Genomic DNA, 16,025 nt, shown 5'->3' on the forward strand with positions numbered 1-16,025 from the left:
CCAATTACTCCTGTTCTGGGTTACGCAAATAGTAACCGACACCACGACGTGTCACTAAATAATTTGGATGGCTTGGATTATCTTCGATCTTTTCACGTAAACGACGTACAGTTACATCCACTGTTCGTACATCTCCAAAATAATCATAACCCCAAACCGTTTGTAATAAATGTTCTCTTGTCATCACTTGTCCAAGGTGCTTCGCCAAGTAAAAGAGTAGTTCGAATTCGCGATGTGTTAACTCGATTGTTTCTCCTCGTTTCGTCACCATGTAAGCTTCTGGATGGATCGTCAAATCACCAATCGTCAATTCAGCAGGTGCTGCCTCTTCTGGTTCCTTCGCAGCCGTGGCACCACGACGAAGATTTGCTTTGACACGTGCAACTAATTCTCGGTTGGAAAATGGCTTGGTCACGTAATCATCGGCGCCTAACTCTAAGCCTAGGACTTTATCAATTTCAGAATCTTTGGCTGTTACCATAATGATCGGCATATCATAAGTTTTGCGTACCTCACGAGCCACTTCTAAGCCGTCCATTTTAGGTAGCATCAAATCAAGTAAAATCAAATCAGGTTCTACCTCAGCAACTTTTTCCAAGGCTTCTTCCCCATCATATGCAGTATAAACATCATAGCCTTCTTTGGCTAAATTGAATTTGACGATATCCGAAATCGGCTTCTCATCATCGACAACTAAAACTTTTTTCATAAAGAGCCACCTCTTATATATTATTGTCACACCTTTTCATTATACCGTATTTCTGGTTTTGTTTCATCTTTGCCTATAAAACAAAAGAGAAAATTAACATGGGCGTGCAAAATACTTTCTTTTTTTGTTCTAACTTCAATAAAAAAAGGAAAACACTGATTTTCACCTCACTGTTTTCCTTTTTTGATTTATCCTTCTAAAACTTGTACGCCGACACCTAATAATCCCGGACCAGTATGGACTACTAATGCCGGAGAAATTTGACCAAAGTAGATTTGGTTTGCTTGCGGGAACTCTCTTTTGAGCCTCGCTTCCATTTCAATCGCTTCTTCTTTCGCATCACCGTGGGCAACGGCTAAGTTAAAAACCTTGGCATTGCCGATTTTTTCTTTGACGTAAGCAACCGTCTTATCCAAACTTTTTTTACGTCCTCTAGCTTTTCCTACTGTGTAATAGATTCCTTCATCATTACAGGAGATGATTGGGTTAAGCTTTAAAGCGGTTCCTAAAATAGAAGCAACCAAACCAATCCGTCCACCTTTTTGGAGATATTCCAATGTCGCAACATTAAAGAAAACTTTTGTTCTTTCGACTAATTCATTCAAATTACTGATCAGCTGATTCCACTCGACACCTTCTTCTAACCATTTCGCTGCTTGTATTGCAGAAAAACCCGCACCAATACCGATATTTTTCGTATCTAGTACATACGCTTCCAATTCTTCTTGCTGTTCTGCAATCAAACGAACTACGTTATACGTCCCGCTCAATCCGCTGGAAATCGTTACCGCAAGTACTTTTTCATAACCATCTTTTTTGATTTGCTCAAAGATTTCTGCGATCGACTCGCCGTCAGGCAAAGATGTACCTGGAATTTCCTCTGGCAAACGTTGATAGATTTCTTCAGGTGTAATATCTATTTTATCTGTATATACCTGATCTTTATATATAATTTTCAAAGGAATCATGTACATCTCATATTTTTTTATCAATTCTTCTGGCACGTCCGTACCAGAATCTACTAAAATCGCGATTTTATCATTTTTCATTTGTTTTCTCCTCTTTTAAGTATTCGGATTCTAGAACAATCGTTTTTTCCGCAAGAAGTTTCATTGCAAACGATAAAGTTGCTGCTCTTACAGCAATATATTCTACAGGGGTCGCTTGGTCGAATTTTTTGGGATGGGATTTGCCTTGTGCTAATTGGCTGACCATCCATACAGCTGCTTCTTGTTCATCACAGAATAGATTATAAGCTTCACGAATCCCCACTGTTTTTCCTTGGAACAATATTCCTTCTTTGATTTCAGGAATAGTCAATACTTGTTTCAATGTAGTGATTGCAAGTAAAAATGCTACATGTTCTTTGTTGTATCTTTTTTTAACTGGTGCTGGTATCAATCCCAGTTTAACGTAGTTGTTTACCATAGAGGAGGTCAGCAATGGATGCTTTTCTCCTTGTATCACAGGTGAAAGATAACGATCAACTAACGTTCTGACTTGATCCATATAAAGTTCTAGGTCGGGGAGCTCTTCCCAGTGAGGCAGACGGAATGTTTCCAGTTCTTTTCCCCACTCCATTAATTGCTGACGCATTTTTTCCATCGTAACCGCTCCTTTTTCATTTCATTAACATGATACCAGAGTTATCATAAACATTCAATCTAGTTGTTTTAACTAGATGATTTAATTAATGGAATTTTATAAAAGCAAAAAAACAAGAAGGCCAAGCCTTCTTGTCTTTTATCGTTAAGAACAGGAGACCCGCCGGGGAGACGGCGGGAAAGGAGTAAAAAATGAAAAAAGTGTTAGGGTTTGTTCTCTTGCAAGAACTTTGTTTGTTGGTATGCTTATATAGTAACGAGCAAATGTGAATAATCTATGAATGATTTCCTATAAGGAAGTAAAGATTTTTCTGATTTTCTTTAAATGTAGTCTTGCATTTTAAAATTCTTAGTGCTACTATTATTAAGTACTTTTTGTATGGGCCGTTAGCTCAGTTGGTAGAGCAGCTGACTCTTAATCAGCGGGTCGCGGGTTCGAGCCCCTCACGGCCCATTGGGTGCCAAACCCACGAGAATGGTAGTTTGTCGGCGTCTTCGGACGTTTCGAAGATGAACTGCGCATTCTCTTTTTTATAGACAAAAAAAGAGACAGACGAATATGGAGCTTCCAAAACTGGATTTTTGATCCAATTTTGGAAGCTCCATTTATTTTGTTTCCGCCTTTTTTATTTTTTCCAGCTTTCGACTAATTCTTGGTTCTCTTTGATCCAGTCTTTTGCTGCTTGCTGTGGATCTTTTCCATTGTTGATTTCCAACATGACTTTTTCCATATCTTTTTCTGACCAATGGAAATTGTCTAATACTTTATAAGCTTCTGGCTGGTCTTCTTTCAATCCTTTTCGAACCATCGTATGGATCTGCTCTTCGCTTCCCATTCCGTTTTCAGGATCTTCCAAGTATTTCAGATCATATTTGGCAAACATCCAATGAGGTGTCCATCCTGTAACTACAATTGGTTCGTGTTTTTTGATTGCTTGTCCTAGTGCAACGGTCATTGCTCCTGAAGAAGATGTCTCGACTTTCCAGTCTTTCAAGTTGTCATATTTTTTGATTGTGTTTTCAGCAGCCGTAACTACCCCAGCTCCTGGCTCAATTCCTATAATTTTCTTACCTGCCTGATCGGTTAACTCATCGATCGAATTTACATCCATGTAGGCTGGTACTGCTAAACCGACTTTTGCTCCTGTCAAATTGGCACCTAGGTCTTCGACTTGATCTTTATATTGTGCATACTGTGAACCGTGAGTTTTAGGTAGCCAAGCTGAAACCATGGCATCTGACTCGCCATTTGAAACAGATTTCCACATGATTGAATTATCTAGCGGTGTCATCGTTACATCATAGCCCATTTGTTTCAATACTTCACCGACTACATTTGTTGAAGCAACTTCTGTATCCCATTCGACATAAGACAAGTTGATACGTTTTGTTTCTTTGGCAGAAGAAAAACTTCCTATACCAATCGCACCTAAGATCACTACTACTACAGCACCAATGATCAATCCTTGACGTTTTTTACTTTTTTGTGTTGCAGCTCCTGCAACTTTCTTATTGTTTGGCTGATTCAAATGCTGCGTAAAACGGTCAATGATGATTGCTAAGATAACTAATGCAACCCCGTTGACAAATCCATTCCCGACTTGTGCTCTTTGTAAAGCGGACAATACTCCCCGTCCTAAGCCGGGTGCACCGATCATAGAGGCAATAACGACCATTGAAAGTGACAGCATCGTTGTTTGATTGATCCCTGCCATGATCGTACTTTTAGCTAAAGGCAATTCTAGTTTGAATAGTTTTTGACGACTTGTGCTCCCGAATGAATCAGAAGCTTCTACCAACTCTTTCGGTACTTGTCGAATCCCTAAATTCGTAAAGCGAACGGTTGGTGGCAAAGCAAAGATGACTGAGGCAAATACCCCTGGCACCATCCCGATACCGAAAAATGCAACTGCTGGAATCAAATAAACGAATCCTGGCATCGTCTGCATAAAGTCAAGGATCGGCTTGATGATGCTTTGAGCTTTACTGCTTTTTGCCATCAAAATCCCTAACGGTACACCTATGATGATTGAGATCACACTAGATAAAAGAACAAGTGTGACAGTATTCATCAAGTCATTCCATAGACCTTGGTTATAAATAAACCATAGACCAATCAACGTGAACAACGTAAGTCCTGGACGTTTCTTAGAGATAAAGAAAGCTGCTATCGTCAATAACAAGATAAACAAAGGCGCTGGAATCACTAACAGTAAATTTGTAATCCCCGTCATCACTGCCTGTCCGATCGTTTGTAAAAATGAAAATAGGCCAGAAAAAGTTGTCGTAAACCATTCTGTGATATTTTCTACCCAGTTTGCCACTGGTAATTGATAGTTTAATAGATTATTCATGTTCACTCACCTCGCTTGTTTCTGCTAATGCTTCAATCACACTACCTCGGATGACGACACCTTTTAATTTTCCATCCTCTACAACTGCAAGCGGAGTCGGTGAATCATAAATAATATTGAAAATATCACTTACAACCATGTCTTTTCCGATCACCGTCACATTTTCATCTAAGAAGTCGATCAATGGACGTTTTTGCTTCCTAGCTTCTAACGCCTGATCTGCAGTAATGATTCCTTTCAGGTGTCTCTTTCGGTCAACAGCCATCAGCATGCTGACTTCTTCATTACGCATCCTTGTCAATGCGACATTTGGTCCATCAGATTCGATATTCGTCGTCAATGCAGGTACCATGATGTTTTGAGCAGTAAGCACTTTGGAACGATCGACTTCTTCCACAAATTCACGTACGTAATCATTTGCTGGATTGGTCAATATTTCTTCACCTGTTCCGATCTGCATGATTTCGCCGTCTTTCATTAACGCGATTCTGTCCCCGATCCGTAAAGCTTCATTCAAATCATGGGTAATGAAAATAATCGTTTTTTGAACATTGGCTTGCAAGTCCAGTAATTCGTCTTGCATTTCTCGTCGGATCAGCGGATCAAGAGCCGAGAACGCTTCGTCCATCAGCAAGATCTCAGGATCGTTCGCTAAAGCTCTGGCTAAGCCGACCCGTTGCTGCATCCCACCAGATAACTGATTAGGATATTGGTCTTTAAATGAAAGCAGACTAGAATTTTCTAATGCTTTTTCTGCTTTTTCTTGTCGTTCTTCTTTAGGTATACCACGGACTTCTAACCCGTATTCTGTATTTTCCAAGATCGTTCGGTGTGGAAACAGACCGAAGTTTTGGAAAACCATATTGATTTTATGACGACGGACTTCTCGCAATTCTTCTTTACTTAACTTCGATACATCTTCTCCATCAATATAGATACTGCCCGAAGTTGGTTCGATCAGACGATTCAATAGACGGATCAATGTGGATTTCCCACTCCCGGAAAGCCCCATGATCACGAAGATTTCTCCTTCTTTTACGTCAAAATTCACGTCATACACACCAACCGTCGCACCGGTTTTCTTTAAAATCTCCGTTTTCGGCTGGTGATCATTCATCATATCTAAAGCGGCTTGTGTCTTTTTACCAAATATCTTTGTTAAATGTTTTACTTCTACTTTTACCAAACAAATTCTCCTTTTTTATGTAAATTCATTTTTCTTTCTGAAAAAAGTGACCACACTATGTTAACATCATGTAGTCACTTTGTCAAAAATGAAAGAAATTTGCTTGTCTAAACAGAAAAAAACTTGGTTAAATCTTTATAAATAAAAGGTTTAGCCAAGTTAATATTTTTATAATATTTCACACAATCATTCTGCAAGCTGATGTTCCGGGTAAAAAAAGTTTGTCATACGCTGTAGCGTATACTCATTTCCAATAAAATGAACGATATCCCCTGCCGTAAATTTAGCATAAGGTCCAGGTGAAACAAGTAGTTCTTCGTTATGAGAAATTGCGATAACTGTAGCACCAGTCGCCTGCCAGATATTCAACTCGCTAATCGAACGGTCCAGATGCATTGCTTTTTCTGATAAAGACAATTCAAACGGAAGTAAAGGGTTCATCTTATGTATTCGCTTCGTTTGATTGACCAGCTGATCCAATAATTGAGAAAAATGATTCAGCTCATCTTGTTGCTTCTCCACACTCGCCATGATTTCTGCTTTTGTATCTTGGATAGATTGTACATCTTGATACTGCAATAGGAAATCTTTTGCTTTTTCTTTCGAGGCAACAAATGCCCCACTCCCATGCCGTACTTCCATGATCCCAAGATCTACCAGCACATTGATAGCCTTTCGGGTGGTCTCAGGAGAAGCATTGTACGTACTGGCAAGCGTTGAGCGAGCATGGATCTTCTCACCCACTTTATATCGGTTTTCAACGATACGTTCGGCTAAATCAACAGCAATCTGCTGATAGCGCGGGCGGACGATTTTTTTCTTTCCAGACATTTTCTTTCCTCTTTCTTTTTTTACTTTCCCTCATCTTACTATGCTCTAGCAAAATAAGCAAAAAAGGGGAGAACAGCCTCTTGCAACGACTGATCATCGCTTGATCTGTTCCTTTTTTACTGGGCAGGCTGTTTGACAGTCATCACAATTCTTTCCGGATTTTAAACGAGTATAGACAATCGCTCCTGCACTTCCAAAGATTAATACACTTAATAAGAATGTCGCCATCCTATTCCTCTCCTTCTAATGACAATATAGTATAAAACTGGTTCTTGGATTTTGGCTGGCGGAACAAAACATAAACGAGTCCTATCATCAGTAAAATAGCAAGATACGTCCCTGACGCTACCTGTCCACCCTCCAATAAGTGTCCCAACTGATAGATCACAAAACTAACTAAATAAGCTAAACCGCATTGATAGCCTATGGCGATCCAAGTCCATTTCTTGGCATTCATTTCCCGATGGATAGCCCCAATTGCCGCAAAACAAGGCGCACAAAGTAAATTGAAGGCTAACAATGAATAAGCTGCTGCGGGAGTATATGTGTGTTGTAGCACTTGCCAGATTTCTCTACCATTTTCGGATACTTCCGCATGTCCAAGCAAAATACCAAATGTGCCAATAATATTTTCTTTAGCAACTAATCCTGTAATCGCTGCGACAGTTCCTTGCCAATTCCCCCAACCAAGCGGCTGAAAAACAACAGCCAGGATTCGTCCGAAAAAGGCTAGGATACTTTGGTCTTCAGGAACAGGTTGAGCATAAAAATTATAAGAAGAGCTAAACCAGATCACGATACTAGAAACAAAGATAATCGTTCCTGCTTTTTTAACAAAAGACTTGCTGCGGTCATAGGTTTGTCTTAGGATCGTTGACCATTGAGGAAAATGATATGTGGGTAATTCCATGATAAACGGAGCTGTTTCTCCAGCAAACAAACGCGTTTTTTTCAAGCTGATTCCAGAGAAAATAATTGCAGTCATCCCAAGAAAATAGGCAGAAGGGGCTACCCAAGATTGGTGAGGAAAAAAGGCCCCTGCTACTAAGGCAATAATCGGCAACTTTGCAGAACAAGGCATGAATGTCGTGACCATGATCGTCAAACGACGATCTTGCTCGTTTTCAATCGTGCGAGTAGCCATGACCCCTGGTACGCCACATCCCGTGGCAATCAGCATAGGAATAAAGGATTTTCCTGAAAGCCCGAATTTCCGGAAAAGTCGATCCATGACAAAAGCGATCCTCGCCATATATCCGCAGTCTTCTAGAAAGCTCAAGCATAAAAACAATACGATCAATTGCGGTAAAAATCCTAATACTGCTCCCACGCCTGCGATGATGCCGTTCAAGATCAGCTCCTGCATCCATTCCGCTACTTGCCATTCAGCTAACAGTCTGCCAACATGTTCTGGTAGCCACGTTCCAAACAATGTATCATTGATCCAATCTGTCCCCATTGTTCCTACTGTTTGAATAGCCAAGTAATAAATCAGCCACATCACAAATGCAAAGATTGGCAAGGCTAACCAACGATTCGTTGCAATCTGATCGATTTTGTCACTCATCGATAATTGGAAAGAATCATTTGACACGACAGATAGTGCACATAATTGGGTAATAAATTCATAACGTTCATTGACTAGAATCGTTTCACTATCGTCATCCAATAGTTTCTCTGTCAACTGGATCAGTTGTTCGATTTCTTTTTGCTGAGAATTTGTTATCTCATCATCCTCATTCACCTTCTGATCTCTTTCAAAATATTTCATTGCATACCAGCGTTTCTTGCTACTTTTTTCTCCTAGTACATCTTCAATTTCATGTAAAGCTGCTTCTAAACGCGGATCGTATGTACAGGGAACAGGAATAGAAAGCCGTTTTTTTGCAGACTCCTGAATCTTTTCGATTAATTTTTCGATTCCTTGCTTTTTCAATACGCTGATTGGTAAAACTGGTACACCAAGACCATAGGAAAGCTTTTCTAGGTTGATTTTTTTTCCTTCTTTTTTGATGATATCCATCATATTCAGACCAATGATCATAGGAATGCCTAAATCCAATAACTGCATAGTTAAATATAGATTCCGCTCTAAATTGGTAGCATCAATAATGTTGATGATCAGTTCAGGCTGTTCATGAACCAAATAATCTCTTGCAATCACTTCTTCGGGTGTATAAGGAGACAAAGAATAGATGCCAGGTAGGTCTTGAATATGAATGTTCGGATTTTTTTTCAACGATCCTTCTTTTTTTTCTACTGTTACGCCCGGCCAATTCCCTACATATTGATTCGAACCAGTCAAGAGATTGAACAAGCTCGTTTTTCCGCTGTTTGGATTTCCGACTAACGCGATATTCATTCGTTTTCCTCCCTTTGTACCAAGACTAATTCAGCCTCTGACTTTCGTAATGTCAATTCATATCCTCGCACTGTCAGTTCGATTGGATCTCCTAGAGGGGCTAGTTTTCGGATGACTATTTTTACATTTCGCGTCAATCCCATATCCATCAACCGCCGCTTCACTGCGCCTTGTCCGTGGATGGCTACGACGATCCCAGTCTCTCCTGCTTTTAATTGATCAAGAGAGGTCCAGCTTTCAGAGGAAGCAATCTTTTTATTGACAAAGATCTGACTTAGTATTTCCCGACTTACTGCCACTCGATGACTTTTTACCAGTAAAATGGCATTGTTGCCTGATAAATTGACGACGACGATTTTACTTCCGGCAACGACCCCAATATTTTGCAAATGGCGTTTTGTTTTTTCTTCTGTTTCGATTCGTTCGACTTGATAAACGAAGTTTTGCTTTGCCTGAGCTAAGGTCTGCATATTGATTCCTCTCTTGTGAAATAAATCATGTATTGAAATCTTTCATTCTATGTTCTAGTTTTCTCACGTATTACGCAAATAAATGAGAATCATTCTCACATAGAATACTCTCGGTAATTGAGAATGTCAATTACACTTGTGATATTATGAGCGATTCTTTATTATTGATAGATAAAAATGAGAAAAAAATATTTCTTCATAGTTTTCCACAATTTTTTCTCTATTAGATTTGCTATTTTCCCACACGATACTTGTTTTCAGCTCTTTTTTTCAAAAACACAAAACTTAGTATTCCACAGTTTCCACAACACAATATGTAGTGTTTGTTGTTTGACTTTTTTACTAAGAGTTTTATACTATCTATTATAGATAATAAGAATGTGTTTAGAGGAGGCACTCATCATGAACGTAAAAATCTTTTCTAAAAATAATTGCATGCAATGCAAGATGGTCAAACGTTTTTTAACAGAAAATCAAATTGCTTTTGAAGAAGTCAATATCGATGAACAACCGGAAGCAGTAGACTGGTTGAAAGCACAAGGATTCCAAAGTGTTCCTGTCATTACTTCCGATGCAGAAACAGTTATCGGATTCCGTCCTGATCAGTTGCGTAAACTTGCCAGCTAACATGACTAAAAGAATCAAAACAAGATACATGGATTTGAAGGGCTTGAGACAGCACCAGTTTTTGTCGCAAACTTCCAAATCCTTTTTTAAAGCTTAAAAACAATGCAATGATTTGCAATCAAGCATCATCAAATACGAAATGAAGGTTGGGCGTACGTATGAGTCTTAAAAATTTACAAGATGTCAGTTATTTCAAGCTGAATAATGAAATCAATCGACCAGTCAATGGTCAAATCCCTTTGAATAAGGATAAAGAAGCTTTGGCTGCCTTTTTTGAAGAAAATGTCAAACCAAATACGATGACTTTTCCATCTATTATGGAAAAAATCAATTACTTGATCGAACAAGAATATATAGAAGCAGAATTCATCCAATTATATTCACCATCATTTATTGAAAAGCTATATCAATTTTTGGACGAACAACATTTTTCTTTCAAATCTTTTATGGCTGCTTACAAATTTTATTCTCAATATGCGTTGAAAACCAACGACGGTTCCGCTTATCTGGAAACTTATGAAGATCGAGTAGCCTTCAATGCGCTTTACTTTGCGAACGGGGATGAAGAATTAGCACTTGCTCTTGCAGATGAAATGATCCATCAACGTTATCAGCCAGCTACACCTTCTTTCTTGAATGCTGGACGTAAACGTCGGGGCGAATTGGTGTCTTGTTTCTTGACTCAAGTCACTGACGATATGAACTCTATCGGGCGCTCAATCAACTCTGCTTTGCAATTGTCCCGTATTGGTGGCGGCGTAGGGATTACTTTATCAAATCTTCGTGAAGCCGGCGCTCCTATCAAAGGATACGAGGGTGCTGCGAGTGGTGTCGTTCCAGTCATGAAATTATTCGAAGATAGTTTCAGCTATTCTAATCAATTAGGTCAGCGTCAAGGAGCTGGTGTGGTTTATTTGAATGTGTTCCATCCAGACATTATTGCTTTCCTTTCAGCAAAAAAAGAAAATGCAGATGAAAAGATTCGCGTAAAAACTCTTTCTCTTGGTGTGATCGTACCTGATAAATTTTATGAATTGACACGTAAAAACGAAGATATGTATTTATTTAGTCCATATAGTGTCGAAAAAGAATATGGTGTTCCATTCTCTTATGTAGATATTACAGCTGAGTATGATCGTCTAGTTGCAAATCCAAACATTCGCAAACAAAAAATCAAAGCGCGTGATCTTGAAAATGAAATCTCAAAATTACAACAAGAATCTGGCTATCCTTACGTAATCAATATTGATACAGCGAACCGCGAGAATCCAATCGACGGCAAGATTATCATGAGTAATTTATGTTCAGAGATTTTACAAGTTCAAACGCCTTCTGTGATCAACGGCAAACAGGAGTATGAAGTATTAGGAACAGATATCTCATGTAACTTAGGTTCGACAAATATCGTGAATTTGATGCAAAGCCCTAACTTTGGTCAATCTGTGCGTACGATGACTCGTGCATTGACATTTATTACAGATGCATCTGATATCGATGTCGTACCACCGATCCAAAACGGAAATAAGCTGAATCATACGATTGGATTAGGTGCCATGGGCTTACACACTTATCTTGCAAAAGAACAAATGGAATATGGCTCAGAGGATTCATTAGACTTTACAAATATTTATTTCATGCTGTTGAATTATTGGACACTTGTTGAAAGCAACAATATCGCTCGTGAAAGAAAACAAGTTTTCCATAATTTTGAAAAATCAGCTTATGCTGATGGCACTTATTTCGAAAAATACGTAACTGGAGAATTCCAGCCAAAATCAGAAAAAGTCAAAGCATTGTTTGAAGGGATTTTTATTCCAACTGCTGAAGATTGGAATACCTTGAAACAAGCAGTAATGAAAGATGGGCTATATCACCAAAATCGCTTGGCAGTAGCACCAAATGGCTCAATTTCATATATCAATGATACGAGTGCAAGCATTCATCCTATCACTCGCATGATCGAAGAACGCCAAGAGAAGAAAATCGGTAAAATTTATTACCCAGCGCCTTATTTATCCAATGAGACGATTCCATATTACACTTCTGCTTATGATATGGACATGCGTAAAGTAATCGATGTTTATGCAACGGCACAACAACACGTCGATCAAGGCATGAGTTTGACTTTATTCATGCGTTCTGAAATCCCAGAAGGTATTTATGAATGGAAGACAACAACGAAGCAAACGACACGTGATTTGAATATTTTAAGACATTACGCTTTCCATAAAGGAATCAAATCCATTTATTATGTACGTACCTTTACTGATGATGCAGAAGAAATCGGAAGCAATCAATGTGAAAGCTGCGTGATCTAATATCATAGATAGATTCGCTTATTCATATTTTAATTAAAGGAGCATTCTCATGTCAGAAACATATTATGAAGCAATAAACTGGAATGAAATTGAAGATATCATTGATAAATCCACTTGGGAGAAGCTGACAGAGCAATTTTGGCTAGATACACGTATCCCACTTTCAAATGACCTAGATGATTGGCGCACATTGTCTCAATTGGAAAAAGATACAGTAGGACATGTATTCGGCGGTTTGACACTGCTGGATACTGTCCAATCTGAAAGCGGTATGGATCAGTTGCGTAAAGATGTCCGTACTCCCCATGAAGAAGCCGTTTTGAACAATATCCAATTCATGGAATCCGTCCATGCCAAAAGTTATTCTTCTATTTTTAGTACACTGAACACGAAAAAAGAAATCGAAGAAATTTTTGACTGGACGAATACGAATCCTTATCTGCAAAAAAAAGCTGAGCGTATTAATGAAATCTACAAACACGGTACACCGCTAGAAAAGAAAATTGCCAGCGTCTTTTTAGAAACATTCTTGTTCTATTCAGGTTTTTATACTCCTCTTTATTATTTAGGAAACAACAAATTGGCAAACGTAGCAGAGATCATCAAACTGATCATCCGAGATGAATCGGTACATGGAACCTATATCGGTTACAAATTCCAATTAGGTTTCAACGAATTACCTGAAGCAGAACAAGAAACGTTAAAAGACTGGATGTACAATCTTCTTTATGAGCTTTATGAAAACGAAGAACGTTATACAGAAGAATTATACGATCCAATCGGTTGGACAGAAGAAGTCAAAACATTCCTACGCTATAATGCCAACAAAGCATTGATGAACCTAGGGATGGACCCACTCTTCCCAGATACTGCCAATGATGTCAACCCAATCGTAATGAACGGGATTTCAACAGGCACAAGCAACCATGACTTCTTCTCACAAGTCGGAAACGGCTATTTGTTAGGTCATGTAGAAGCGATGAAAGATGACGATTATTTGATTGGATTGGAATAAGGATAAAAAATTACGCACAAGAATATTCTATTCTTGTGCGCTTTTTTTATTCCACGACAATTTGTTTTTGTGTATCCGATGTTTGCGAAAAATCAATAGTAAAGCGACCCATCTGCTCATCATAGGTAATTCCTTCACTCATGCTTTGAATAGCTTCAAAATCATTTGGTAATTCAATCGTTATTTTCGTCTTTGTATGAGCAAGATCAGCAAACGTATAACTTTTTTCTTGTTCGTTTATTTTCTTTAATACAGAAAGTGGTTTATCTGTTTTTAATCCATCTAATTCTCCACCAGTATTATCCCAAAAATTGATACCCAAATAACCGGATTCTTTTACTTTTACTGCTTGAATTTTTGGAGTATTTTGAAGAATAGTAACTGGTTCTTTTTCTGCATATTCTTTTAAACCTTTTTCGTTCACTCCGGGTAATATCACATATGCATAAGCTTCATTGATTGGATGTTTTCCATGATTGATCAAAAACTTCCGATAACTTCCATGATAAACTTCATCACTAGGAAATGATTCGTTGATTTCCCTATAATTACCTTGCCGTGCTTCACTTATCACTTTTACTGTTTCTTTCTCAGGAAAATAATAACCGATCGATGTTTCTGGTTGACTTGATTGTAACAATAACCATTCTTTTTCACTTTGTTCGGTTGGCTGGGTAATTTCTCCTGTTTCTGTTACAACTTTATAAGTAAACTGATCGTTTAATAAACGATTATCTATAATCGTTTCAATAGACGCATTTGTGTTACCGGTAATTCCCGAACCAAGCGCAATCAATTGATCGTCAAGCACAAACCACGATTTTTTCCCTTTGACATCCATTGGCAAAACTGTCCCATTATTCTTTGTTCCAGTTTTATTTAGAGCCATACCTACCACTGCCTGACCTTCATTTGATACACCGCCAACGGCTTTCTCATTTGATCGCACAGTCGTAAAAGAAGAGATTTCATCTTTTAAAGGGACTGTATCGACCGTTGTTCCTGGCAATCGATAAGGATCGACAGTCGGCCAATAGCTCTTACCGAATTGTACATCATCCTCATTATATAAGTAGACCATCCCATCCGATGTATGCCAACCACGTTTGTTTTCTTTATTTCCTGCTTCAAAAGAAGAGATACGGTTCGAATACATACTGATTCCTACCATATACTTACTGGTACGCTGAACAAAACGATCCATTTTATGATACATTTTTGTCCCTATGAATGGTAAATCCTTCCCTAAAATCGTCTGGTCTTCTAATAAGGATAGTGTCATGACCAGATCATTATAATCTCTTACATTCGTTATATAATACGAAGGGTTCAATTGCATCCAATATTTAACTGCTTCTTTTAGTTCCTTTTGCTTATCTTCTGGTGCAAATTTTGAAACAATCAATAAATTATACATCGTTGAAGACCCGTATCCTACCTTCGTCTTTGAAGGCGCACGCGAAATAGCGCGTCCATTCACCATGGGAAGCATTTCACCTTGGTAAATCAAAGGAATAAAGGCCTTCTCTACATTTTCTACGAAAGCGTGAATGTCATCAGAAGCTGCTGCATAAGAAGTCCCATCCACAATCGTAAAAATCTGTCCGACTCCTTTGATTAGTACATTCCCGTAAGAACCTGTATAAGGAATATCATTATGCTGGATAAAGGAACCATCTGCGTAAAACCCATCTCCACTTGTCACGAGTTGAAAAACATCTTTGATCCCATTCACTGCTTGATGGATTTTTGTGGCATCTTTTTGTAAAATACCTACTCCTAAAACAGTCAATGATAAGTCTGTTCGATTGGCACCAGTCGTTGAAAAGTTAGGGATAAATGCAAGGTCTACAAATGAATCTTGTGGTTTAGTATATAATTGCTGGAATGGATCAGGTACATATTGATTTAAAATAGCTGTATATTGTTGGATTTTTTCACTGGATAGCTCTTGGTGCAACAGTAGAAGGATATTCACAAATTTTTGTGGGATACCAATTTGCCAATCCCACCAATTTCCATAATACTTTTTCCCATCATATCCTTTTTTGGTAATCATAAAATCGATTCCCTCTTTAATTGCTGCAGCAACCTCTGGCTGTTGATAAAGTGTTGTCCCTTTTGTCTTATAGGCATAAGTAAGTTTCTGGAGTTTCGTAAATTGTGTCGTCAAATCTGCTGAAGAAGTATTTCCCGATTCAAGTGGCCATAGATAGGTCCGGTCAGGTGATTGATCCAATGTTTGATATAAATTTTCCGCTTCTTTTGATAACGCTTCTATATATGCTCTTAATGACTCATTTTCCGGACTTTCTTTTTCAAAGACAAGTTGACTTTTCCATCGTTCTTCCATCTTTTGAAATTCATCTTCCTCGGCAAAGGTTGATATACTCATTCCAAATAAACTAATTAAACTAAGCATACTCATCAAAAGAATCCTTCTACCCAAACCTTTTTTCTCCTTCTCCATCTTTGCTCCCTCTTTCTCATCAGATTGTATGAATATACAGAGGCTAAAATCACATTTATCTTAGTGAATGAGAAAACCG

Annotated in this window: 13 protein-coding genes and 1 tRNA gene; 4 read left to right on the forward strand and 10 right to left on the reverse strand. The window is 38.4% G+C overall.

Features of this window, described 5'->3' with window-relative positions; all coding sequences use genetic code 11:
• Positions 1–4: 4 nt before the first annotated feature.
• From yycF to OZZ83_RS05790, 3 genes are all read right to left on the reverse strand, one after another.
• Positions 5–709 carry a response regulator YycF gene (gene yycF, locus OZZ83_RS05780; protein WP_002288850.1) on the reverse strand — a complete coding sequence of 235 codons (705 nt, stop codon included), beginning with the start codon at positions 707–709 and terminating at the stop codon, positions 5–7.
• A gap of 188 nt (positions 710–897) precedes the next feature.
• Complete coding sequence (locus OZZ83_RS05785; RefSeq protein ID WP_002310032.1) at positions 898–1,758, reverse strand: DegV family protein; 861 nt, start codon at positions 1,756–1,758, stop codon at positions 898–900.
• Positions 1,748–2,314, reverse strand: coding sequence for a DUF1836 domain-containing protein (locus tag OZZ83_RS05790; RefSeq protein WP_002310031.1), 567 nt, complete (start codon positions 2,312–2,314; stop codon positions 1,748–1,750). Before OZZ83_RS05790 ends, OZZ83_RS05785 begins: the two co-directional genes overlap by 11 nt.
• Positions 2,315–2,694: 380 nt before the next feature.
• Between OZZ83_RS05790 and OZZ83_RS05795 the strand changes: the two genes are divergently transcribed.
• Positions 2,695–2,767, forward strand: a tRNA-Lys gene (locus OZZ83_RS05795).
• A 172-nt stretch (positions 2,768–2,939) separates the two neighbouring features.
• On the opposite strand, the gene OZZ83_RS05800 is transcribed toward OZZ83_RS05795, so the two are convergent.
• The 6 genes from OZZ83_RS05800 to OZZ83_RS05825 all read right to left on the reverse strand — a co-directional run bounded on the left by OZZ83_RS05800 (position 2,940) and on the right by OZZ83_RS05825 (position 9,516).
• Complete coding sequence (locus OZZ83_RS05800; protein ID WP_002310030.1) at positions 2,940–4,667, reverse strand: ABC transporter permease/substrate binding protein; 1,728 nt, start codon at positions 4,665–4,667, stop codon at positions 2,940–2,942.
• Positions 4,660–5,853 carry a quaternary amine ABC transporter ATP-binding protein gene (locus OZZ83_RS05805; RefSeq protein ID WP_002310029.1) on the reverse strand — a complete coding sequence of 398 codons (1,194 nt, stop codon included), beginning with the start codon at positions 5,851–5,853 and terminating at the stop codon, positions 4,660–4,662. Before OZZ83_RS05805 ends, OZZ83_RS05800 begins: the two co-directional genes overlap by 8 nt.
• Positions 5,854–6,039: 186 nt before the next feature.
• Positions 6,040–6,684, reverse strand: a complete 645-nt coding sequence (locus OZZ83_RS05810; RefSeq protein WP_002287801.1) for a GntR family transcriptional regulator — start codon at positions 6,682–6,684, stop codon at positions 6,040–6,042.
• 93 nt (positions 6,685–6,777) lie between these two features.
• Complete coding sequence (locus OZZ83_RS05815; protein ID WP_002290587.1) at positions 6,778–6,912, reverse strand: hypothetical protein; 135 nt, start codon at positions 6,910–6,912, stop codon at positions 6,778–6,780.
• Position 6,913: 1 nt separating this feature from the next.
• Positions 6,914–9,046 carry a ferrous iron transport protein B gene (gene feoB / locus OZZ83_RS05820; protein WP_278023442.1) on the reverse strand — a complete coding sequence of 711 codons (2,133 nt, stop codon included), beginning with the start codon at positions 9,044–9,046 and terminating at the stop codon, positions 6,914–6,916.
• Positions 9,043–9,516 (reverse strand): FeoA family protein, encoded by a 474-nt coding sequence (locus OZZ83_RS05825; RefSeq protein WP_002310026.1) that lies wholly within the window; start codon positions 9,514–9,516, stop codon positions 9,043–9,045. Before OZZ83_RS05825 ends, feoB begins: the two co-directional genes overlap by 4 nt.
• A 402-nt stretch (positions 9,517–9,918) precedes the next feature.
• Between OZZ83_RS05825 and nrdH the strand changes: the two genes are divergently transcribed.
• The 3 genes from nrdH to nrdF all read left to right on the forward strand — a co-directional run bounded on the left by nrdH (position 9,919) and on the right by nrdF (position 13,476).
• The gene (gene nrdH, locus OZZ83_RS05830; RefSeq protein WP_002287795.1) at positions 9,919–10,143 is read left to right on the forward strand and encodes a glutaredoxin-like protein NrdH; all 225 of its coding nucleotides are present in this window, start codon (positions 9,919–9,921) and stop codon (positions 10,141–10,143) included.
• Positions 10,144–10,301: 158 nt separating this feature from the next.
• Positions 10,302–12,461 (forward strand): class 1b ribonucleoside-diphosphate reductase subunit alpha, encoded by a 2,160-nt coding sequence (gene nrdE, locus OZZ83_RS05835; RefSeq protein ID WP_002310024.1) that lies wholly within the window; start codon positions 10,302–10,304, stop codon positions 12,459–12,461.
• 49 nt (positions 12,462–12,510) lie between these two features.
• A complete protein-coding gene (nrdF, locus tag OZZ83_RS05840; RefSeq protein ID WP_002287792.1) occupies positions 12,511–13,476 on the forward strand; it encodes a class 1b ribonucleoside-diphosphate reductase subunit beta in 966 nt (321 codons plus the stop codon).
• Positions 13,477–13,522: 46 nt separating this feature from the next.
• On the opposite strand, the gene OZZ83_RS05845 is transcribed toward nrdF, so the two are convergent.
• Positions 13,523–15,946 (reverse strand): polysaccharide lyase 8 family protein, encoded by a 2,424-nt coding sequence (locus OZZ83_RS05845; protein ID WP_002314124.1) that lies wholly within the window; start codon positions 15,944–15,946, stop codon positions 13,523–13,525.
• Positions 15,947–16,025 lie beyond the last annotated feature (79 nt).

It is taken from the genome of Enterococcus sp. E5-162, from assembly GCF_035725965.1.
GTDB classification, from domain to species: domain Bacteria; phylum Bacillota; class Bacilli; order Lactobacillales; family Enterococcaceae; genus Enterococcus_B; species Enterococcus_B lactis.